Raw genomic sequence first — 25,933 nt, 5'->3', positions numbered from 1 at the left:
CGGCTGGACTTTTTCATTCTGTTTTCTTCCTTGGCGGGAGGCATGGGAAATCCGGGACAGGCCGGTTATGCGGCAGCCAACGCATTTATGGATGTTTATGCAGCCCGCCGAAACCGTCTCGTGCGGGACAACAAGCGGAGCGGGCAGACTCTGTCCGTCAACTGGCCGCTTTGGGAAGAAGGCGGTATGCGCGTGGACAAAGAGACCGAACGGCTGATGTATGAACAGACCGGAATGAAAGCCATGCGATCGGCATCAGGCATCCAGGCGCTTTATGCCGCTTTTGCCTCCGGAGAACACCAGGTCATGGTGGCAGAGGGCGACGAAAAACGGATTCGCAGCCATATTTTCGATCTGGGCGAAGAACAAAGCGCCGCCGGACAAGCTGCGGCAGAGACAGATGCAAGAGATCTGAAAGATCGGGTTCAAGAGAAACTAAAGCGGCATGTATCAGATCTTTTAAAGGTAAGCATTAAAGATATTGAGGCTGACAGCGAACTGACGGAATACGGATTTGATTCGATCATCTTCACTGAATTTACAAATCTATTAAATCGGTCTTACCAGCTTGAGCTCAGCCCGACTATCTTCTTTGAATTTCCGACATTGCGCAAACTGAGCGGCCATTTGATATCTGAATGGAAAGAAGCATTCAGCGGCTTAGAAAGAGAGAGTTTAAAAACCGCCCCAAAAGCCGGAAAAAGAAAAGCTGAAGCTCCGGCGGCCGTTCATGTCAAGCGGGAAACGCCCGTATCCGTAAAAGGAAAATCAGAAGAAAAAACCGAACCGATAGCCATTATCGGAATCAGCGGTATTTTTCCGCAAGCGAAAGACATAGATGAATTCTGGACACGTTTATCAAAAGGAGAGCATTGCATCACAGAAATTCCCCGAGATCGCTGGGATTGGCGTGAATATGACGGCGAACCGGCAGCGGATGCAAATAAAACGTCAATTAAATGGGGCGGTTTTATAGATGGAATTGCCGGGTTTGACCCGCTGTTTTTCGGGATATCTCCGAAAGAAGCTGAAATGATGGATCCTCAGCAGCGTCTATTAATGATGTATGTGTGGAAAGCCGTTGAAGACGCGGGGTACTCAGCAAAACGGATTGTCGGAACAAAAACCGGCATTTTCACCGGCACATTGGGAAGCGGATATCAAACCTTAATCAATAAGGCGGGTCTTCCTGTCGAGGGGTATACGATGACCGGAATCGTGCCGTCCGTCGGGCCGAACCGAATGAGTTATTTTCTTGATATCCACGGGCCGAGCGAGCCGATAGAAACCGCTTGTTCAAGCTCTTTAGTCGCCATTCACCGCGCGGTAAAAGCCATTGAAACGGGAGATTGTGATATGGCGGTCGCAGGAGGCGTCAACACGATCGTCACGCCTGAAGGGCATATCGGTTTTCAAAAAGCAGGCATGCTCAGTGAAGACGGGCGCTGCAAAACATTTTCTGATCAGGCTGACGGTTATGTCAGAGGAGAGGGTGCCGGCATGATTGTCTTGAAAAAGCTTTCAGAGGCTGAGCATGACAGGGATCACATCTACGGTCTCATCCGCGGTACAGCGGAAAATCACGGCGGACGCTCAGCGTCACTTACCGCGCCGAACCCGCAGGCTCAGACGGATGTGCTGAAAAGCGCTTATCAAAAAGCCGGTATTCACCCGTCAACGATCACTTATATAGAAGCGCACGGAACCGGAACGGCACTCGGAGATCCGATTGAAATCAATGCATTGAAAAAAGCTTTCCAAACAGACGGGGCTCCAGGCGGATATTGCGGGATAGGCTCAGTGAAGACAAATATCGGACATTTGGAGCTCGCAGCAGGCATTGCGGGCGTTATCAAAGTATTGATGCAGCTGAAACATCGGACGCTCGCTAAAAGTCTGCATTGCGAGAACATCAATCCCCATATCAAATTGAAGGACAGCCCGTTTTACGTTGTGACAGAAACAAAGGAATGGGAAGCGCTGCGTGATGAAAACGGCCGGGTCCTGCCCCGCCGGGCGGGTGTAAGCTCATTCGGTTTCGGAGGTGTCAATGCGCATATCGTTATTGAAGAATACATGGGCAAAAGTGAAACGGAACAGCCGGAAACCCGTGAGAAAGCGTCATCTCTTTTTGTTTTGTCGGCTAAAAATGAAGAGCGGCTGAAAGAAAGAGCGCGTCTCCTTCGCGATTTTATCAAAAACGGATCATCCCGTCATATCGATCTTGCAGATGCCGCATACACACTGCAGACCGGACGGGACGCGATGGAAGCGAGGCTGGGAATCATTGCAGACTCCGCAGAGGAACTGACTGAAAAACTGAACGCGTTTCTGATGGGAAAAAACAGCGAAGATATCATCAGCGGCCGTAAAAAACGCGAGAATAACACGATCTCCATGTTCTCAGACGATGAAGACGCTGCTGACCTCGTCAGCGCCTGGATTGAGAAAAAGAAATACAAGAAAGTGCTGCGGCTCTGGGCAAACGGATTTGACACGGATTGGGAGCAGCTGTATACGGACAGTAAGCCGCGCCGCATCAGCCTGCCCTCCTATCCGTTCAGAGCAGACCGTTATTGGGTGCCGAAACAGGAGCGGCTGCCGCTTTCGAATCAAAAAACAGTATTATTGCAGAAAACATGGGAGCCTTGCGAGGCAGTGTCTTCATCCGAGCCGTTCAGCAAATTAGCGCTCATCGTCTCTGAGGATACAAAAGACCTTGCCGCCGAGGTGAAAAAACAGCTGAATGATGCTGACATTGTGCAGGAAAATCAGCTCATCTCTTTCTTACAGGATCCGAATGCGGCCATCTATTCCGGGTTTATTGACTTCACCGGCTGCGGCTCCCGACAAAAGCGGCAGGACGTCAGCTGGGCGGTATCGCTGCAGCAGCTGATTGAATACGGCCGCGGACAAGAAAACATGAAAATGCTTTATCTTACAAAAGGGCTTGAATCTTTCAAAAATAAGGCTGCCGCTATGCATGGTATTGAAAAAGCGGGGCTTTATCGCATGCTGCGGCATGAATACAGCCATATTCTCACCTGTCACGCCGATATTGATCCTGAAGAGCCGCTGGAGCAGACAGCCGCTTTTATTAAAAAAGAAATTGAATCAGACTTAACGGAGTCTGCTGTTTGCTACAGGGACGGCATGCGCTTCAGCTATGTTCTTCGGCAGACTGATCAGATTGAACCAGGAGCCGTGCAAACAGACCGGACTGTATTTCCAAAAGACGCCGTCCTGATGATAACCGGGGGAACGCGCGGACTCGGCGCTTTATGCGCCAAGCATTTCGTTTCCGCATACGGTGTGAAGAAACTGCTTCTGACAGGCAGAAAGGAGCTGCCGCCGAAAACCGAGTGGGATCTTGAGCAAACAGACCCTGTTGTTTCGGAAAAAATACAGCTTATCCGGCAGCTGGAATCACAAGGCGTAAAAGTGTGCGTCTCAGCAGTTGATCTGACGGATAAGCAGGCCGTCGGACGGCTTATAAAAGAGGTAACCTCAACGCTCGGACCTATCGGAGGCATTCTGCATTGCGCGGGAATTGCGGACCGTGAAAACCCTGCTTTTCTCCGCAAATCCAAAGACAGTATCGCGCGGGTGCTCGCCCCGAAAGCAGACGGCCTCCACGGTCTGTATGAGAGTGTAAAGGATGATGCGCCGGCATTTTTCGTCTTGTTTTCATCTGTCTCGGCAGCCGTTCCGATTCTTGCGGCGGGTCAGAGCGATTATGCGATGGCAAATTCTTATATGGACTATTTTGCAGAAAACAATGAGAGCGGCATTATTAGCATACAATGGCCGGCATGGGATGAGACGGGCATGAGCAGGGATACAAAAAGCGGGATGTATCAGCAAACGGGATTGCTGCGGCACTCTGACGCGGAAGGTCTCAAGATGCTTGATTACATTTTAAGAGAAAGACCCGGAGCTGTCGTGCTGCCGGCACAAGTGAAACATGATTGGGACATCAAAGCGCTGGAAAACGCCAAGCCAGCCGCCCATAAAGGAATGAGAACAGCTGCCAAACCTCCTGAAACAAAAAAACGGGAACATAACCGGATTGACATTCAATCTTGGCTGAAGTCGCTTTTGGCAAAAGAGCTGAGTATCGATGAAACGCATATGGATATCGATGTGCCTTTTCAGGAATACGGAATGGATTCTATCTTTCTGGCGCAAGTGCTGACAAAGATTGATCAAAAACTGCCGTCTGTTTCAATTGATCCGACTGTCCTTCTGGAACACCCTACTATAGAACAGCTCGCGGATTATTTAGCCGCACATTGTCCGGAAGCTTTTTCGGCAGATGCAGCGGTTCCCGCGGAGAAGTTCCCTTTGCAGAAGACGCCGAAACGGAGCAAAAAAACGGCAGATAAGCCCGGGAAACGGGGAAAGGTTGCGATCATCGGCATGGCCTGTCATTTTCCGAAAGCGGGGGATATAAAAGAATTTTGGAAGAATCTCCGCAGCGGAACGGATGCCGTCACTGAAGTTCCGCCGGACAGATGGAATGCCGGGGAACACTATCGGCCGGGTGAATATCAAGAAGGAAAAAGCATCAGTAAATGGGGCGGTTTTATTCACGATATTGATCAATTTGACCCGGGGTATTTTAATATTTCAGAAACGCTGGCACCGATGATAGACCCGCTGCAAAGGCAGTGGCTCGAAGTGAGCGCGGAAGCTTTGGCCGATGCCGGTTATAAAAAAGAGGATCTCTGGGGCCGCCGTATCGGCGTTTTTGCCGGTGCAAGGGCAGGTGCGTTTCATCAGAAATTTCAATATTTGCAAAAAGACGCGATTATCGGCGCGGGGCAAAATTTTATTACCGCACATATGGCGCACATTTATAACTTTACAGGGCCCAACCTGGTCGTAGATACGGCCTGCTCCAGTTCGCTTACGGCAATTCATTTGGCCGTGCAGGCTATTCAAAATGGAGAAGCGGAGGCGGCCTTTGCGGGCGGGGTTGACATTTTGCTTGATGAAAAACCTTTTCTCACCATGAGCGCGGCGAGAATCTTATCGCCAAATGGCCGTTCAAAATCTTTCGATGCCGATGCGGACGGAACAGGAATCGGAGAGGGATGCGGTGTACTGATGCTGAAGCCGCTCGAAAAAGCGATAGAAGACGAAGATAAAATATACGGCGTTATTGATGGCTCTGCGATAAATAATGACGGCAGCACAATGGGCGTGACGACGCCGAATCCCCGGGCACAGCAGGACTTGATTGAGCAGGCGGTTCAATCGGCGGAAATCGATCCGGACACCATGACATACGTAGAGACGCACGGAACCGGTACATTGATCGGCGACCCGATTGAATTAAAAGGATTAACCAATGTCTTGTCTGCTTATTCCGATGAAAAACAATTTTGCGGTGTAGGAAGCGTCAAAAGCAATATCGGCCACTTGCTGAGTGCGGCGGGCGCGGCGGGAATCATCAAAGTTTTGCTGGCGATTGCCAATGAAGAACTGCCGCCGACTTTGCATTGTCATAAACCGAACCCCCGCTTTCAATTTAATGATTCGCCGCTTTATCCTGTGCTTGAGCTGAAGCGGTGGAAAGGAAAAAAAGAGATACTCAGGGCCGGAGTCAGCGCGTTCGGTTTGGGCGGGAATAACGCTCATATTATTGTCAGCAACGAAGGAATTCCGAAAGAACGAAAAGCGGCCATGGAACCGAAAGGCGGCCAGACAGTATACCGAAAACAGCGGTATTGGCCTGAAAAAGCACAGTTGTCCGAAGCGGAAGAAAATGAGGCGGGCACAGAAGCAATGTTTGAAATAAGCGAGGTGTGATAGATTGGCAGTTGCTACCGATCAAGTCAAAACGTTCCTGCAGAAAATCAGCCATACGAATTATATCGTCCGGGATCATCGCGTTCATCAAATCCGCGTCCTCCCGGGCGTGACTTTAATAGATATGCTGTATCGGCTCGCCGCCGGGTATCTCGGTGAACGGCCTATAGAATTAAGACAGATTATTTTTAAGCAGCCTGTTGTAACATCTGAAGAGTTTGATAAACACCTGTATGTCACCTTTACGCCGGCGCGTGACAGCTGGAAAGTTGAGATCACAAGCGAAAAAGCAAAAAACGGCACACCGCTTGGCGGAAAACGGGATGAGAATATGGAATGTCAGCTTTATTTGCAAAAAAACACGCCCCGGGCAAAAGAGCTGAATATTGAAGCATTCATGAAAAACGCAAGCCGAAAATGGGACATGCATGACATTTACGGAATTGCAAGAAGAAGCCATATTGAACATGGCGAGTTTATGAAAAATGAAGGGGCCGTTTATCAGCTTCAGGATAAAGAAGAATTAATGGAGCTCAGTCTGAGTGATTTGGCTGAAGGATTCCGGGAGAAATTTAAGGCGCATCCGGCTTTTTTAGATGCGTCCACCCTTGCCGGCTCTTCCTTTGCATTGTCGGCCCAAAAACAGAATGACACACCTTATATTCCTTTTATGATCAATCGTTTTTGCATATATCAGCCGTTTCCGAAAACGATTTACACTTATTCTGCGAAAAACAGCCGCACTGAAAGCGGCGCATCAGATAGCGAACCTGATTTTTATTCGGCCGACTTCACGATTTACGACAGGGCAGGGAACGTATTGGCCGAATGTGAGAAACTGACAGTAAAAAGGGTCAGACAAGCGAATATGATTACCCATCTGATAGACAAAGAGAAGCCGCCTCAGCAGAACAGAAGCGGCCGTGGCGAGCCCGAAAGTCATGTGGCCGCAGAAGACGTGTCTGAACAACAAACGCCGGAACAAAACATGGTGACTTACATAAAGTCGGAAATCGCCAGGTTGATCAATCGTCCGGCACAGGATATTGATGTGCGGAAAGGCTTTTATGATATGGGGCTTGACTCGGCGCATTTGCTGAAGCTTGTAAAGATATTAGAGCAGACTTTTCAGCAGCAGTTTTATCCGACACTGCTTTTTGAATATTCATCTGTCCGCCGCCTTGCGGATTACCTTAGCAATGAAGCGGGCTGTGTGCTGAAAGATTCGGCCGAAGAACGGCATACATCAGACGCTGACATTGCTGATGAGGTTCTGTTTTTTGAACCCGCCTGGAAAGATCAGCCGCTGGAAACGGCAGTGCAGAACGGGCAAAAACACACCCGTCATCTCATTATCGCTGCCGATGCAGGACCCCGTCTCACCGATGAACTCGGCACATATTGCCCGGAAGCGGAAGTGATAGAACTAAAAAAGGAGCATGAGGCTGCAGATGAGCAGTTTGAAGCAGATGCCGAGCGCATATTTCGTATGCTCAAACGGGAACTGACAGACCATCCGAAAGAACATACATTGATTCAGCTTGTATGCGCCGCTGAGAATGGAGCGGCATTGTCTTCCGCTCTCGGGGCTATGCTGAAAACGGCACATCTTGAAAATCCGGCTTTTCGCACTCAGGTGATCACCTTCTGTAACAAGAATGAGAGATTGCCAAGTGAGACGGCTGCAATCATTAGAACAGAAGCAGACGGCTCTTATGCGGGCTGCACAGACATTCGGTATAAAGACAATATGCGGCAGATCAGATTGTTCGAACGTATTGAGAAACCGGACGGGCAGACACAGTCTCCTTGGAAACAAAACGGCGTATATGTCATTACAGGAGGCCTCGGCGGTCTTGGATTTCTGCTTGCCCGTCACCTTGCAGAAAAAGAAAAGGTGAAGCTCGCACTCATCGGCCGTTCGCCGGAACAGTCTGAGAAGATCAGCAGACTGAAAGCATTGGGCGCAGAAGTTCTTTACGTTCAAGCGGACATCGGCAGCAAAGCCGAAACAGAGCGGGCATTTGCTCAGATTACAGAAACTTTCGGCCGGCTGACGGGCATTTTTCATTGCGCCGGTGTTTTAAAAGATCAATTTATCATCCAAAAAGACAGTTCTGACTTGAAGCGAGTGTTCCTGCCGAAAATCAGCGGCCTGATTCATGCGGACGAAGCTTCACGGCATGAACCGCTTGAATTTTTCGCCGTATTTTCCTCATTCTCGGCGTTGGCCGGAAATGCGGGCCAGACAGATTATGCCGCAGCGAACGCTTTTATGGATGAATATATGAAATATCGCGACTGCAAAGCGAAAAAAGGCGAACGGGCCGGGGCTTCTATGACGATCAACTGGCCGCTTTGGGAAGATGGCGGCATGCAGGTTGACAGCTTAATGAAAGAGATCATGAATGATGCAACCGGCACCAGCCCGATTCCGGCCGGGGAAGGGATGGCTTCACTTGAATATATGCTGCGTCTCGGCAAGCTGCAATCCGTTATTTTATACGGGAAGGAGCCGGCTGTAACTGAAAACATGGCCCGATTGGTTCCGATGGCAGACAAGAACAGCTCTTCATTATCCCATGCAGCTGTCAAGAGAAGGAGCCAAAAACAAGAGAGACACACAGAAGAGCACGATATTGCGGTAATCGGATTGGCAGGAAGATACCCGCAGGCGGGAAGCATCGATGAATTTTATCAGAATCTGCGCTCAGGTAAAGACTGCATCACAACAATGCCGAAAGACAGGTGGAAAGGTTATCCTTTCTCCTATGAAGCAGATCAGTTCTATCGTTACGGAGGATTTTTAGATCGCATAGACTGCTTTGATCCGCTGTTTTTCAATCTGACTCCGCGCCAGGCTGAAATGATGGACCCGCAGGCGCGGCTTTTTTTAGAGACGGCTTGGGAAGCTTGTGAAGATGCCGGTTTTTATCAGGACAGAACGGCGCGCGGGCCATCTTCACAAAAGAGAAAACGCGTCGGGGTATTCGCAGGTGTGTTTTGGAGCCATTATGAGCTGTTCGGCGCTGAAATCACACAGCGGGGCACACCGATGTCTATGGGCGTGACGCCTGCCTCTGTTCCGAATATCGTGTCTCACTGCCTGAACTTTACAGGGCCGTCAATGGCTGTTGATACGATGTGCTCTTCTTCGCTCACATCCATACATTTGGCATGTGAAAGCATTAAAAGGGGAGAGTGCGAATTCGCCATTGCCGGCGGCGTTAATGCGGTCACACATCCGCATAAATATGCGTTTTTGGCGAATGCCGGATTTCTGTCTTCAGAAGGCGTCTGCAAAAGCTTCGCCGCCGGCGGTGACGGCTATGTGCCGGGAGAAGGCGTCGGCGCGGTGTTGCTGACAACCGTTCAAGAAGCGGAAAGAATGGGCTGTCCGATATATGGCGTCATAAAAGGCTCCGCTTTAAACCATGTCGGAAAAACATCCGGTTTGACAGTGCCTGATCCGGCATCACAGGCGGAAGTCATTACAGATTCTTTTCAGAGTGCCGGCATTGATCCGGAGACACTGAGCTATATTGAAGCCCACGGAACAGGCACGTCTCTGGGTGATCCGATTGAAATTGAAGGGCTGAGCCGCGCATTCCGCAAATGGACAAACAAGAAGCGGTTTTGCGCCATCGGCTCTGCCAAATCAAATATCGGCCATTTAGAAGGAGCCGCCGGAATCGCCGGATTAACAAAGGTGCTTTTGCAGCTGAAGCATGGAGAAATCTTTCCGTCATTGCACGCGGACACGCTGAATCCCCATATTCCATTTTCGGACACGCCGTTTTATGTGGCGGATCGGCTGGTAGAATGGGAACGGCCGTTACATCCTGACCAGCCGAGAAGAGCGGGTTTAAGTTCTTTTGGCGCCAGCGGGAGCAATGCCCATTTTGTCATAGAAGAATATCTGCCGAAGCAGGCTGAAAAGAAATCGGTGAGTATACGGGAAGACGAGCCGGTTCTGTTTCTGCTTTCGGCAAAAAATGAAGAACGCCTATTAGAATATGTAAAACGGTATGACCGCTTTTTACGGGAAAAAGAAGTCAACCTTAAAGACCTGGCCTACACGCTTCAAGCTGGCAGAGAAGCGATGCCTGAACGGCTGGCATTTATCGTTACATCCGTTTGCGGCCTGCAAGCGAAACTGAAAGATGTGCTTGAACGGAAAACAGAAATTGAAGGGTGTTTCCGCGGACGTGCTCACGACGATATGTCATCAAGTGGAATGGCCGAGTTTTTGAAAAACAAGCAATATTCCAGATTGCTCACTGAGTGGACAAAAGGAGCCGCCGTTGACTGGAGCCGGTTATACGAAGGAGAGAAGCCGAAACGGGTCAGCCTTCCTGTATATCCGTTCGCGAAGGAGCGGTATTGGGTGCCTGTGCCTGCGGATATCCGGAAACAGACAGACGAACCGGCGGAAAACCAAAAGATCATTCTTCAAAAAGAATGGAAGCAGCAAGATCCGGCGGAATCTGAAGCATTATCAGGAACAGTCATGATACTTGCAACTGATAAGACGAGCCGATTGGCCGATGCTCTTTTTAAAGGAAACGGCCATATTGAAACGATCTGCTTCATCCATCAGGCAAAAGACGGCGCCGATTATTACGCCGCCGCATCGGGGCGAAACCTTTACGGCAGAGTGCGGGAGTCTCTTAAAAACAAACAGATACTCGGGGTCATCGACATAACCGCATATGATGCGGAATATGAACGGCAGGAAGAGATAGAACACGGAAAGCTTGCCTTTTTACAGCAGGCTCTTGAATCATTCCGTCATAGCGGCGCTGTGTTCAGCCAAGTGACACACCGCCTCCAGCCTTTCAAGGAAAGTAAACCTCTGATGCAAGGGGCGAAAACGGCGGGACTGTATCGGATGCTGGGCGCTGAGTATACCAACATTCATTCTTTTACGATAGATAGCGATTGTGCGATTGAGCACACAGAAGAATTAAGCAGACAGATTGAGACTGAATTTTTACAGCCGCGGGCCAAAAGCGGCAGTGAATGCTGCTACAGGCTGAATCGCCGTTATGTGCCGTTTCTGAAGCAGGGTATGAATGTTTCGGCTGCGCCTGAGCTTTCCTATTCGTCTGATGATGTGCTGTTAATAACGGGCGGATCGCGCGGGATCGGCGCAATTGCGGCGGAGCATGCCGTTTCACGCGGATGCAGGAAACTGGTCATCATGGGGCGGGAGCCGCTTCCCGATTCCTCAAAGTGGGCAGACATGAAAAACGACGGCATTCTCCCGGAAAAGGCCGAGCGGATGCAGAGGTTAGCCGAGCGGGGCGCGGAGATCCGTTATTACAGCGTTTCTCTTACGGATCAAAAGGGCCTCCGGAAAATGACAGACAGCATCCGCGGCACGATGGGACCGATTACCGGCGTTTTTCATTGCGCGGGTGCAATGGGAGAACACCCCGCTTTTTATAACAAAACCGAAACGGAAATCGAAAGCGTTTGCGCGCCGAAAGTAACAGGGCTTCGCGGTCTCTATGAAGCCGTTCAGAATGAGCCGCTGTCGTTTTTTATTTTGTTCTCATCCGTTTCGGGTCAGATCCCTTCGCTTGCTGCGGGGCAAAGTGACTACGCGATGGCTAACTCATTTATGGACTCTTTTGCAAATCATCAAGCAGGTAAAGGGAACGTGTTTGTTAAAGCCGTTCAATGGCCCGTCTGGAAAGAAACCGGCATGGCTGAAGGCCTGCCGGAAACACCTGCTTATCAAAAATCAGGACTTTCCAGGCTGTCTGCCGAGGACGGACTGAAGTTTTTAGATTACATCATATTAAACGGACAAAGCTGCGGAATTCCTTGTATTCCCGAAGACAGTGAGGCTGATTTTGGTGATCTTTTGAAGGTGAAGAAATCTGAACCTCCCGTGAAAAAAAGCATTTCCAGTGACCAAAAGGTGAAGGATACAATTCGTCAATGGGTGCGCACCGTTTTCAGCGAAGAACTGAAAATGACGGATGAGCAGATAAAAGATGATATGCCGTTTGATGAATACGGGATTGACTCAATACTCTTTGCGGAATTGGTTCAATCATTGCAAAAACGGATCAGCATAAAGCTAACACCGTCCTTAATGCTTCAATATCAAACGATTACAGAAATGGTTGACTATTTCGCAGTGCATCATAAAGCCGATTTTGTGACAAAAGAAAATGGTTTCGTTCAAGACAGGGACCTCCAGCCTGATTTAACCGCCGCCGCTGAAGAGAGAACATCCATGAAGCCGAAAGCGGATACCGAAGACGATATTGCCGTCGTCGGCATGTCCTGCCGTTTTCCGGGGGCGGGCGGAACGGATGCTTTTTGGGAGCTGCTGATGAAAGGGAACACCGCCATCCGGCCTGTCCCCGCATCGCGCTGGCATGCAACAGCACATACAAAGGATTATGCGGGGTGGATTGATAATATCGACATGTTTGATGCGGGCTTTTTCGGCATCTCTGAAAAAGACGCGGCAATTATGGACCCGCAGGCGCGGATCATATTAGAAGAAGCGGTTCATTCCGTTTATGATGCCGGGTACGGCCAAAAGGATTTATCGGGACGGAAAGTCGGCGTATACATCGGCGGCAGGGCACAGCCTTCAGCCGGTATGGAGCATATTCTGCAGGCGCCTAACCCGATTTTGGGGGCGGGGCAAAACTATTTGGCGGCCAACATTTCACGATTTTTGAATGTCACAGGGCCGAGCCTTGTCGTGGATACAGCATGTTCCTCAGGGCTGATCGGGCTGTCCTTTGCAAAAGACGCCCTTTTGGCCGGCAGGATTGACGCGGCCTTAGTCGGTTCGGTGAGTCTGCTCTTATCTCCGTCCGCGCACCGGTTATTCGGAGCGCGCCATATTTTAAATGAGAACGGCGTGTTTCATATATTCGACCGTGAATCAGCGGGAGAAGTGCTCGGAGAAGGAGCGGGGGCGGTGTTTATCAAGCGATTGAGCGATGCGGTGCGGGACGGAGACCGTATTTACGGCGTCATAAAAGCCGTCTCGGTAAACAATGACGGCCGGACGCTTGGTCCCGGTTCACCGAATATAAGGGCGCAGAGAGACGTCATTCAAACTGCGCTTAATATGGCGGAAAAGTCGCCCGAAGACATTGGATATATAGAAGTGAACGGAGGCGGTTCCCCAATCGTTGATTCGGTGGAAATCAAGGCGCTCTCAGATGTCTATCAGCTGAACCGGAAAACGCTTCTGCCCTGCCGGATCGGATCGGTGAAACCGAATGTAGGGCATTTGCTTCTGTCTTCAGGACTTGCGGGCTTCATCCGATGTGTGCTGAGCGTCTATCATAAGCGGATTCCGCCTTTCTTATCAGCGCGTGAGCCATTTGAACATTATGACTTTGAAGCGTCACGTATTCATTTTAATCGTGAACCCGTTGATTGGCATTCAGAGAAGAAACCCCGCGTCGCAGCTCAGAGTTCATTTCCTGACGGCGGGACAAATGCTCATATCCTCGTTGAAGAATACAGAGGTGAAAGGCAGCGGGAACATCACCGGGCGCCCCAGCCGCCGGAATTCAGAAAAAAACACTACCCGTTTTTGGGCGGCTGGAACAGCACGGAGAATGAAGCGGAAAAAACAAGTAATGAAAAAACGGACATTGCGGATCTTTTAAAGAAATATGAGAAAAAAGCAGAGACAAGCACTGCACCTGCAGACTCGTTTTGGCAGGTGACAACGTGACGTTTTTAAAAGGGGACTAACCATGAAAAAAACAGTGAATCTGCGCCTGACGGCAGAACATCCCATTATGAAAAACCATCTTGTTCACGGAGAATCTGTCATGCCCGGTCTGGCCTATATTGATATGCTGTATCAGCTGGCAAAGCAATGCCTTGATCTTTCATTCCGTTCCATCTGTCTGAAACGGGTGACCATTTATCATCCTTTATCAGTGAAACGGTCAGAGCAGCTTGATGTGAGTGTCATATTCAGTAAAGAAAAGGAGTTCTGGACAGCCTCGATTTGCGGGGCGGATTCCGGGACGGTTTTCTTATCAGCGGAGCTGCATGAAGGAGTCTTCTCATCAGATAGACGCCTTGACGCAGGGGAGAAAAAACAACAAGCCGCACTTCCGTCAGTCTCTTTGCATACAGTTTACGAAGCCGCGAGAAGCCGCGGACTGTCGCATGACGGGCTGATGAAGCCGGAGGGAGAGATCTATGCAAATGAAGCGGAATGTTTCCTAGATATTCGGCAGTCTGATTCATGCCAGGAAAATCTCCCCGGCGCTCTCTTTCACCCCGCGCTGATGGACGGTGCCGCCATGGCTTCCGGCGTATTGCAGACAGCTGCAGGCGCCGGTTTGTTTTTACCGATTTATTATGAGTCGTTTATTGCCGCTGAGACCGTTACGGAGCGCTGTTACGCGGTGATTTCGAAAAAATCCGGCACACCTTCAGAAATGGTGAAAATGGATATTGACTTTTACAACCCCAGCGGTGTGCATATTGCTTCACTGCTCGGCCTGACAGCCAAAAAGGTGCGGACAGACCGGCAGCTGATACCAGGCGTTCAGCAGATGGAGGAAACCTTATACCGCATTTTCTCGACACACGCAGGCCGTCCTGTCACAAGAAATGATGCGCACACCGTGTTTTTTGAATTAGGTCTTGAATCGTCACAGCTTCTGGCCATTATTAAAGACATCGAAGTAGCGTTTGATCTGCGGCTGAATCCGACTCTTTTATTTGAGTGCAGCAGCATATCCGAACTGCTTGAAGACATAAAAACAAAAGGAACAGATGAATCTTCCGGCCTTGTCGCGAATGCAGCACCGGTCTCTGAAACGCAATCGGGCAGTCAGACATTTACTTTCTATGAACATGAAGCATTCCTTCAGGATCATCTGGTTTTCGGCAAACCGGCACTGATGGGTGTAGTGTATCCGTGTCTGGTGCTTGAAGCATCCGGAGCGTCTCATTTCGGCACGTATCCCGCCGAGCTGAAAGATATCCGTTTTACGGGAGGGCCCGTCACGCTGGAGCCGGGAGAGGCCGCGCAGATTGACATTTCATTTACGGCAGAAAAGAGTGCCGAACGCTTTACCGCAAGCTGCACTGTCTCCGGTAAAGAAAGCCGGAAGACATGTGCCGAAGGAGAAATAAGCAGATATACAGAGGCACCCATAAAAAAATCATATGACGTTGAACAAATGAAGTCGCATGCACAAAAGGTGGCGCCGGATGTCATTTCCCGTCTGTACGATTCGGTTGCCGACTTCACGATAGGACCGATGCTGAAAACAGTAACGGCGGGATACAAAATGAGTGAGAGCTCCTTTTTATTGCAGCTGGACTTATCAGGAAAAAAAGAAAAAGTCGATCTCCATCACTTTGCATTTGACCCGCTAATATTGAATTCTTGTTATATGTCGCTCGGTGAAGAAGAGTTGCAGCTGAAAAAGCGGATTCACGTACCGCTCATGATTGAGAGACTGACGCTTTACGGACCTGTCATGTCTGATACCGTCTATGTGGTGAATACAATCAAACATAAAAAAGACGGGTTTCTCTCATTTGATGCCGCAGTCCTCAGTCATAACGGGGAACAGCTGGCGGAATTGAAAAATGCGTCTGTGAAAGAAGTGCTTCAGCCAAATCGGCTTGAAAATGCGTCTTTTGCCCCGTCCGGGAATCAAAGCCGTCAGAAAACGAAAGGAAACCCGCTGGATATTGCCATTGTCGGAATTTCCGGCAAGTATCCGCAGGCAGATGATATCGATGCGTTTTGGGATAATCTCAAACAAGGAAAGGATTGTATTACCGAAATTCCGAAAGACCGCTGGAAATGGGAACATTACTTTTCCGAGGACCGGACGGCGCCGGGAGCGATCTACAGCAAATGGGGCGGATTCATTGACGGGATCGCCGATTTTGATCCTGAGTTCTTTAAGATTTCCCCACGTGAAGCGGAACACCTTGATCCTCAGGAACGGCTGTTTTTAATGCATGCGTGGATGGCCATGGAGGATGCGGGATATACGAGGACATCACCTGAACTGGGCCGTCAGGTAGGTGTGTATGCCGGTGTCATGTATCAGGAATACCCGCTATTCGCGGCTGAAGCGGGAGTGAAAGGACGGCATATCGGGCTCCCAGGCGGGATTTCATCCATTGCTAACCGTGTCTCCTATTTTTGTGATTTTCAAGGGCCGAGCATTTCGGTCGATACGATGTGTTCGGGTTCGCTGACTTCATTGTACATGGCGTGCCGGGATCTGCGGGATCATCGGATTCGCGCGGCGCTTGCCGGCGGAGTGAATCTCACTGTTCATCCTAACAAGTACTTCATGCTGAGCCAGGGGCAGTTCATCTCATCTAAAGGACACTGCGGGAGTTTCGGCGCCGGGGGTGACGGCTATATTCCGGCAGAAGGGGTCGGGGTGCTGCTTCTTAAACGTTTAGAAGACGCCGTACAAGACGGAGATCGGATTTACGGCGTCATTAAAGGAGCTGCCATTAATCATGGCGGGAGAGCGAGCGGTTACACCGTACCGAACCCCAAGGCGCAAAGCGAAGTCATTTCTCAAGCTTTACAGGAAGCGGGGGTATCTCCGAGCCAGATCAGCTATGTGGAAGCGCACGGGACAGGGACGAAATTAGGCGATCCGATTGAAATCCGGGCTTTAACCGATGCATTCGGTGATGTTCCTGAAACATGTCTCATCGGGTCTGTCAAATCAAATATCGGACATGGGGAATCGGCAGCAGGCATCGCTGCTGTCACAAAAGTGCTGCTGCAGATGAAGCACAAACAAATCGTCCCATCTTTGCATGCAGATATTTTAAATCCGAATATCCAATTTGATGAAGGACCGTTTTCCGTCTGCCGTGAATTAACAGATTGGAAACGGATTTCAGCAGACGGAGAAGAACAGCCGCTCAGGGCGGGGATCAGCAGCTTTGGTGCGGGCGGTTCTAACGCGCATATCATTATTGAAGAATATGAGGCTCCTGTAAAACAAGCAATCAGCAGCCAAGGGCCGGCTGTCATTCTGCTGTCTGCAAAAAATGGGGAGCGTCTGACAGAATATGCGGAGCGCCTTCTTGCTTTTCTTCAAAAGAAGCATACGGATAAGCCGGACTTATTTGATGTCGCATATACTTTACAAGCGGGGCGGGAAGCGATGGATGAGCGGCTGGCTCTCATTGCGGACTCCCTTAAGGAGCTGGAGGACAAGCTCAGATCGTACTTGGAAAATGAAAACGCACCGTATCTTTACAGGGGGCGGGCGAAGCGAAATCATGAGACAGTGGCTGTGTTTGAATCTGATGAAGATTTGCAGGAAGCCATGGTCAAATGGCTGAAAAAGAGAAAGTACGATCATTTGCTGAAAATGTGGGTGCAGGGAGTCGATGTGGACTGGAACTTGTTATATTCGGGACAAAAACCCCGGAGAATCAGTCTTCCCGCCTATCCGTTTGCAAAGATCAGATGCTGGATTCAAGATGAAGCCGAGGCGGTTTCAAAAAGGGTTGGCGGCAAAACGGTGATCCATCCGCTGCTTCATGAAAACACATCCGATCTTTGGGAGCTGAAATTCACCTCTGTTTTTACCGGACGGGAATTCTTTTTCACTGATCACACAGTCAATGGGCAGAAGGTGCTCCCGGGAGCCGCCGTGATCGAAATGGCCAGGGCGGCCGTTGAGCGTGCCGCATACGCTGTGCCGGACGGACGTAAAGGAATGTATTTGAAAGATCTCATATGGATGAGGCCTGTCGTTCATCAGGGGACGGATGTAGAAATCCATATCAGCCTTATCCTTAAGGAAAATGAAGACATTGAATTTACGATTTACAGCCTATCGGAAAAACCTGGGGGAGAACGGATTTTATACAGTAAAGGCACCGCGGTATCAGGAGAGATAGCAGCGGTTCCGTCAGTTCACTTAGAGGGCTGGCTGTCCGGCTGCAGCCAATCGGTTATGACGTCTGACGAGGTTTATCAGGCTTTCCGGCATGCGGGTATGATATACGGGCCGAGCCATCAAGGAATTGACCAGCTGATGATCGGAGAAAGGGGTGCTGCAGCCCGGCTGTCGCTGCCGGAAACGGCAGACAGTACCGCCGATCAGTTTGTCATCCATCCGAGCCTTCTAGATGCCGCGTTTCAGGCGTCACTGGGTGCCGGTTCAGATACTGCCGGAGACACTCCGATGCTGCCGTTTTCCCTGCGGCAGGCAGAAATATTTCAGCCGACTCAGAAAACGATGTGGGCGCTTGTCCGCAAACAGAGCGATCGGTCAGATAACGAAGCGCTGACGCTGGATATTGATTTATGTGATGAAAACGGCGCTGTTTGTATGAGATTGACAGGCTTCTCCTGCCGGGCTGTCCGGCAGACAAACCAAACCGAAAGCAAACGGCAGGAAGTTCAGACGGCGATGCTTGCCCCTGTGTGGGACAAAACTTTCTTTTCTCTGGAAGAAAATCGAGCGGTTGATCAGGAACAATTGCTGATCATCGGGAAGCCGGGAAATACCATAAAGGCTGCGGCAAAAATGTGGCCCCGCGCCCATCTGGAGGAGACGCCGGATCATTCAAGCGAGCAAACATTACGTGAATTGACAGCCGGGTATCAGGATATCCGCCATTTCTTATGGATTGCGCCGGATCGTTTCGCACCTGCATCCGTCAGTCAGGAAATGCTTGATGAGCAGGAGAATGGGGTGATTCAATGTTTCCGTTTCATCAAAGCGCTGCTGTCACTCGGGTATGGAAACCGAAACATCAGCTTTACGGCGGTCACCCGGCAGACACAGTCCGTGTATCCGGGTGATCTGCCGCAGACTGAGCATGCAGGCGTACACGGTTTGATCGGTTCATTGGCAAAAGAATATCCGAACTGGGACATCAGGCTGATTGATGCAGAAGAAGGCAGTGATTCGTCTGAGATGAAAAACATCTGGTGCCTTCCTCCAGATCCGGACGGAAATGCTGCCGCGTACCGTAACGGAGCTTGGCACAAGCAAAAAACAGTCCGGGTGCTGACAAGTTCCGCTCCGCGTATGTCGTACAGAGAAGGCGGCGTTTATGCTGTCATCGGCGGAGCGGGCGGCATCGGAGAAGCATGGAGCAAATACATGATCACCCGTTACAAGGCACGGATTATATGGATCGGCAGGCGGCCGAAGGATCAGGAGATTCAGAGCAAAATAGACAGGCTGGCGATATCAGGCCCCGCCCCGCATTATATACAGGCTGATGCTCAAGATGCCGCAGCGCTTAAAGCGGCCGTCCGTTCCGTAAGAGAGCAATATGGCAATATAACGGGAGTCATCCATTCCGCGATAACGCTTGCCGATAAAAGTATGGCTAATATGGATGAAGCTTCTTTCAGAAACGCTTTTTCAGCTAAGGTGAATACGAGCGTCCGAATGATCGAAGCTTTTAAGGGAGAACCGCTTGATTTTGTGCTGTTTTTCTCATCCGTTAATTCTTTCACAAAAAATGCCGGGCAAAGCAACTATGCGGCAGGGTGTACATTTCAAGACGCCTTTGCCCGCCATATCGCTTCGTTGCTTGATTGTGAAGTGAAAGTCATGAATTGGGGATATTGGGGCAGTCTGGGCGTTGTATCAGACCCGTCTTACAGAAAACGGATGGAGGCGTCAGGGATCGGTTCTATCGAACCCGATGAAGCAATGGAGGCGCTGGAAGTCTTACTATCAGAACCGTTCAGCCAAGCGGCATTCATCAAAGCTGCTCCGCACGGCTTAGCCGCACTGACGGATCAAGATGCAATATCGGTTGTATCCGGTCCGGAGCCTTCATTTATGGAAAGCGTCAAGCGGCAAAATCCGGATCGGAATGAACGGCTTGAGACTTTAAAACGAGAAATGGAGTTGCGCATATGAACAGCCTTCTTTGCAAACTGCTATTTTACCAATTACAATCACTCGGTTTTTTCAGCGAGCCTGTCACCACCGCTGCAGCATCCATGCGGAACGCCGGCGTGATCGGCACATACTGCAAATGGCTGGAAGAAAGCCTGAATCTATTAAAAGAAAACGGATATATCGCGTATGACGGATACACGATCACTCTTCTCACGGATCAGCGCCCGGACGGCAGCACAGTCTGGAATGAGTGGAATGCCCATAAACGCCTGCTTCCAAATGGGGAGCTTGCGCAAGCTGAATTGGCCGAAGCGACGATAAAAGCGATGCCTTCAATTTTAAAAGGGGAACGTCCGGCTACGGATATCGTATTTCCCGATTCATCAATGCGGCTCGTTGAAGGTGTTTATAAGCATAATCCCGTTGCGGATTATTTTAATGAAGTGTTAGCAGATTCCGCGGCCGCTTACCTGAAAGCCTATCTTACAGAACATCCCGATGCCGGCATCAGGCTGATAGAAGTAGGGGCCGGGACGGGCGGAACGAGCGCCATGCTGTTTACAAAACTGCAACCATTTGCAAAACAGATTGCGGAATATTGTTATACGGACGTTTCTAAAGCTTTTTTAATGCATGCCGAACAGGAATACGGATCTGATGTGCCGTATTTGACAACAGCCTTGTTTAATGCGGAGGAGCCTTGCGAATCACAAAATATCAAAACGGGTGTTTACGATATTGTCATCGCCGCCAATGTGCTTCACGCCACAAAAAATATTGGTTTGACACTGCGCCGTCTGAAAGCGCTCCTGAAATACAACGGGATGATTCTGATAAACGAAATCAGCGATCGTTCTGTTTTTACCCATTTAACCTTCGGGCTGCTTGACGGCTGGTGGTCCTATGAGGATGATGAGCTTCGGATTCCGGGAAGTCCCGGCTTATATCCAAAATCGTGGGAGCGTGTGCTGTATTCGGAAGGATACAGAGCGGTTTGTTTCCCTGCTGAAACGGCTCATGATTTAGGTCAGCAGATTATCGCAGCTGAGAGTGACGGACTCGTCCGGATGCAAGGGATCAGAGACGGCAGAAAGCCATACGCCGCCCCGGCCGAAGTTTTCCGAAAGCCCGCACAGCCTGTTTCCCGCAGCCGCGCGCCAGAGGAGCATCAAGCTGTTAAGGCTGATGGGGAATCGGTCGCTTCCCATGTCAGCTCTGTCATCAAAACAAGTATTGCCGATGTATTAAAAATGAAAGAAGAGGATATTCAGGAAGAACTGAATTTCTCAGAATACGGCATTGATTCCATTTTAGCCGTCAATGTGATTAACGAGATGAATAAGCGATTGAATCTTACACTGCAGACAACGATTTTATTTGATTACTATCATGTGAAACTGCTGACCGGTTATATCTCGGCAGAATATGAAACCACTATAGCCTCATCTTTGGAGACCGAAAGAGCGAAAATCCGTCCGGCGCTTCAGGAAGAACGGCCTGCTGAAAAACCTTTGCAGACGGAAAGAAAGGAAAACGATTATCAGAAACCGAAACAAGAACGTATGCCGCCTTCTTTCGCAAAGCCCGATGACTCGGGAATGTTCCGGATTGTGATTGACCGTCCGGGCGGCATTGAAGATCTGACGATTGCCCGCAGTGAAGTGCCCGAGACAAAAGATGACGAAGTTCAAATAGCCGTCCGCGCCTTTTCTTTAAACTTCGGAGACTTGCTTTGTGTCAGAGGGCTGTACCCGACGATGCCGCCTTATCCATTCACTCCCGGATTTGAAGCAAGCGGCGTCGTGATCAAGACAGGGAGGCATGTAACATCCATCATTCCAGGTGATGAAGTGATTGTCGGCATGGGAGAGGAATTTGGATCTCAGGCGAATCTTATCACATGTAAAGAACATCAAGTCTATCATAAACCGGCCCGGCTGACCTTTGAAGAAGCATGCGCTCTTCCCACCGTGGCGGTGACAATGATAGACGCCTTCCGGAAAGCCGGACTTAAAAAAGGCGAAAAAATATTAATTCAGACCGCGACGGGAGGAACGGGGCTGATCGCGGTGCAAATGGCCCGGCATATCGGCGCGGAAATATATGCCACGGCCGGATCACAGAAAAAAATTGAGTATTTGCATTCGCTCGGGATCCGCAATACCATTTGCTATTTAGAAGAAGACTTTGAAACGGAAATCATGCGAATGACCGGCGGCCGCGGGGTGGATGTAGTCATTAATACCCTGGCCGGTGATGCCATGCAAAAAGGAATGAATTGCCTGGCGCCGGGCGGAAGATATATCGAAATTGCCATGACTGCGCTGAAATCCGCTAAGTCAGTCGACTTGTCCGTCCTTCATAACAATCAATCGTTTCACAGCGTGGATTTGCGGAAGCTGTCCCTTCAAAATCCGGATCAGGTCAAGGACTATCAATTGGAACTGCAGCGGCTGGCGGAAGAGGGAGTCATTCAGCCTGTCATCTCAAAAATCTTTTCCTTTGAAGACATAAAAGAAGCGTATCACTGTCTGGATGACCGCGGAAATATCGGGAAAATCGTCATCAGCGTTTCTGAGCCGTATCAAAGGACGTACCGCCCCGAACAAAAGGGTCCGGCCGATACAGTCAAATCAGCAGCTGTGTTACCTGAAAAAGAACCGATCGCGATTATCGGGATGAGCGGGCGGTTTGCTGAATCGGAGAATGTCCATGAGTTTTGGGAAAACTTAGCCGCCGGACGGGATCTGATTAAAAAAGCAGACAGATGGGATCTCTCTGACAGCCAATGCCGGTATGGCAGTTTTATAGAGGACATTGAATGTTTTGACCCCGTTTTCTTTAATATATCGGGACGTGAAGCGACCTATATGGACCCTCAGCAGAGGCTGTTTTTGGAAGAAACATGGAAAGCGCTTGAAGATGCGGGATATGCGGGAGACTCGGTAAGAGGCCGGGAATGCGGCGTGTATGCCGGCTCCTGCGGCGGAGATTACCAAGCCATTTTTAAACAGCAGGGGCCCGCGCAGGCTTTTTGGGGAAATCATAATTCTGTCACTCCGGCAAGGATCGCCTATCACCTTAATTTACAAGGTCCGGCGATCACTGTTGATACAGCATGTTCCAGTTCGCTGACAGCCATTCATTTGGCATGTCAGGGGCTCTGGACGAAAGAAACGGAAATGGCGGTGGCGGGCGGGGTTTTCATTCAATCCACTCCCGCTTTTTATCAGTCGTCAAATAAGGCGAATATGCTGTCGCCGACCGGGCGCTGCCATACGTTTGATCAAAGCGCGGACGGCTTCGTGCCGGGTGAAGGCGTGGGAGCCGTGGTGCTGAAACGTCTTAGCGACGCCGTTAGTGACGGAGATCATGTGTACGGCGTCATAAAAGGCTCTGCAATGAATCAGGACGGCACTACAAACGGAATAACCGCTCCAAGCGCGCTTTCTCAAGAACGATTGGAACGGCATGTCTATGATACTTTTCACATTGATCCGGAAACCATTCAAATGGTGGAGGCTCACGGAACGGGCACTGCACTGGGCGACCCGATCGAATTCGGCGCCTTAACGCGTGCTTTCCGCCGCTATACGGATAAAAAAGGATATTGCGCCATCGGCTCTGTGAAAACCAATCTCGGACATGCCGCTGCGGCCGCGGGGATGGCCGGACTGTTTAAAATCCTGCTGTCGCTGAAGCATCGGCAGATTCCGGCTTCCCTGCATTTTCATCAAGCCAATCAGCATATTCAAATTGCCGACAGTCCGTTTTTTGTTAATGAAAAGCTGATACCGTGGGAACGGAATCCGAATGCACCGCGCAGAGCCGCCATCAGTTCATTCGGATTCAGCGGAACAAATGCCCATCTTGTTATTGAAGAGGCGCCGCAAACCGTGCGCCGGTCACCGGCAAAACCGGCCTGCCTCATTCCTTTATCTGCGCGGACGGAGCGTCAGCTGGAAATTCAGGCAGAACGCCTGCTGGATGTACTCAGCAAGAACAAAGATAGCGATCTGGGAAATATAAGTTATACGCTCCTCCTCGGCAGAAAGCATCTGCATCACCGATTTGCCTGTATCGTAAGCAGTGCGGACGAACTGAAGCGGGTATTATCGGAGTGGCTTGTAAAAAGAGAGCTTCCGGGTGTGTTTGTGTCCAATTTGAAGGAGCAGAAGCCGGCAGAAGAAGCCGGAATGAAAACATTCGGAATGGAGTGCATTGAACAGTGCCGCTCGGCGGCTTCGCCCGCACAGTACAGAGAAAGCCTGGCACATATCGCTGACCTTTTTTGCAGAGGATATGATCTTCCTTTTACACGGCTTTTTGACGGAGGGCAATATTATAAAACGCCGCTGCCTGCCTACCCGTTTTTAAAAGAAAGGTATTGGGCGGCTGATGTAAACAGTTCTTTATCAGGTCAAGCCATGAAAAAGTCTGAAACGCAAACCGTTCTCCCGTCTTCGCTACAGCCTGAACATGAAGGGCTGATTTCTCTGAGTCCTTTAACTGAGATCGAAATGACAGCGTTTGAACCGGAGACATTGCAAAAACCGATCGTGTTACAGCCTTTGGATTGTACTGGTTCTGTCCAGCAGCCAGAAAAAGCCGTTTCCGAAGACAATAGAACATTGCTTGAAGAATTGAGGATAAGCCTGGCAGATATTTTATTTTTGTCACCGGAAGATATTGATGCTGATGAGCCTTTCATCGATATGGGGCTTGACTCCATTATCGGGGTTGAATGGATACAAACAGTAAATAAAACGTACCACACTGAGATTACTGCCAATAAGGTGTATGAACACCCGACGCTTGAGGAGCTTGCGGAATATATAGCGGGGCAAATAAAGAAACCCGAGTATGCTGAAGCGGAGGAAACAGCGGTACGTCCGCAAATCCCGGAAGCAGAAACTGCCCTTGCCGGCATCTCTGACGGCACTTTGCGCAAAGAGCTCAAAGAAAGCCTTGCGGACATTCTGTTTCTGAAGCCGGAAGATATTGATGAGCATGAGGCATTCATTGATATGGGGCTGGATTCTATTATCGGTGTGGAATGGGTTCAGTCCATTAATAAAACCTATCAAGCGTCTATTACGGCAAATCTGGTCTATGAATATCCGACAATCGCAAAATTAGCCGGCTATCTGACCGGTTCTGTCCAAAAAGATACTGAGGAAGTACATGGGGAACATACGAAACAAAACGATATATCAGAAGAGACAGATGATCAAGAGCCGCCCGAGCTGATCTGTCTTAACCCGGAAGGAAAGGGAAGACCGATTTTCTGGTTTCATTCCGCACTGGGGGCAGTGGAGCTGTACCAGCCTGTTGCCGAACGGACCGGGCGTCCTTTTTACGGAATTCAGGCAAGAGGATGGATGACAGACCGGGAACCGATCCGCGGCATTAAACACATGGCGGAATATTACGTTAAGCTCATACGTACCGTGCAGCCCCGGGGTCCTTACGATGTAGGCGGCTATTCATTAGGGGGTATGCTCGCTTATGAAGTCACCCGGCAATTGCAGCTGGCTGGAGAAACCGTTGAGTCAATCGTCATGCTAGACTCCTTTGACTCAGCGGGTGCGCGGGAAATAAACATTCCTGATGAATTATTTGATAAAAATATGATGCTGCAGACGGTGAACATGGCTTTATTTGCACCAATTTATCAACATCCGGAACGCATTTCTGAAACCTTGATTCACCGTGATGAACTAGATGCCGATCTTCATGAAGACATATTTTTAGAGCAATTAATAGCAAAAGCCAAACAGCGGGGGTTAACGAAGACGGACGCGTTGGTGAAAAATCTGATCAGGCAGAATATAAACGTTCAGGACGCTTACGAAATCACTGATTACGAACTCCTGCCGCTTCCGGATCCGAACGGGGTGACATGCTATTATTTCCGAAATAAAAACGGTATTTTCTTGGGTGAGCTTGATCCGTATTTTACGATCAGGGCCGATATTTTATCAGCTGATTTCGTCAACTATTGGAGCCAGTGGGAAGAGCATATGACAAATATCGCCATCATGGATGTGGCAGTATCCAACCATATGACGTTATTGGCTGAAGACAGCGCATCCGAAACGATTTCTGAATTTTGCGGCGGTTTATATTCGGCAGACGGAATGACAGAACACAGCTTCCTGCAGCTGCAGGAAAAGATAATGAACGTGCATGGTGAGATGCTGAAGCCCGCCAAAACAAGACTGTAGATTCACATT

General features: G+C 49.7%; 4 protein-coding genes. All 4 read left to right on the top strand.

All coding sequences use genetic code 11. The annotated features are described in order from the left end of the window. Window positions 1-5,814: beta-ketoacyl synthase N-terminal-like domain-containing protein (locus tag AC1DN5_RS12185; protein WP_476982768.1), on the top strand; the 5,814-nt coding region annotated here is incomplete at its 5' end. Between the two features lie 4 nt (window positions 5,815-5,818). Next, window positions 5,819-13,537, top strand: a complete 7,719-nt coding sequence (locus AC1DN5_RS12180; protein WP_441397054.1) for an SDR family NAD(P)-dependent oxidoreductase — start codon at window positions 5,819-5,821, stop codon at window positions 13,535-13,537. Between the two features lie 22 nt (window positions 13,538-13,559). After that, on the top strand, window positions 13,560-19,715 hold the full coding sequence (locus AC1DN5_RS12175) for a type I polyketide synthase (RefSeq protein WP_366969194.1): 6,156 nt from the start codon (window positions 13,560-13,562) through the stop codon (window positions 19,713-19,715). Continuing rightward, window positions 19,712-25,924 (top strand): beta-ketoacyl synthase N-terminal-like domain-containing protein, encoded by a 6,213-nt coding sequence (locus AC1DN5_RS12170; RefSeq protein ID WP_366969195.1) that lies wholly within the window; start codon window positions 19,712-19,714, stop codon window positions 25,922-25,924. The genes AC1DN5_RS12175 and AC1DN5_RS12170 overlap by 4 nt, the downstream gene beginning before the upstream one ends. Window positions 25,925-25,933 lie beyond the last annotated feature (9 nt).

Source organism: Bacillus sp. 01N42_2, from assembly GCF_056399565.1.
Note: the sequence above shows the minus strand (reverse complement) of the source record. Positions and strands in the feature narration are given on the sequence as shown.

Coding starts and splice junctions, on each gene's coding strand:
- AC1DN5_RS12170 (WP_366969195.1), top strand. CDS start 19,712: ATGAACAGCCTTCTTTGCAAACTGCTATTTTACCAATTACAATCACTC.
- AC1DN5_RS12175 (WP_366969194.1), top strand. CDS start 13,560: ATGAAAAAAACAGTGAATCTGCGCCTGACGGCAGAACATCCCATTATG.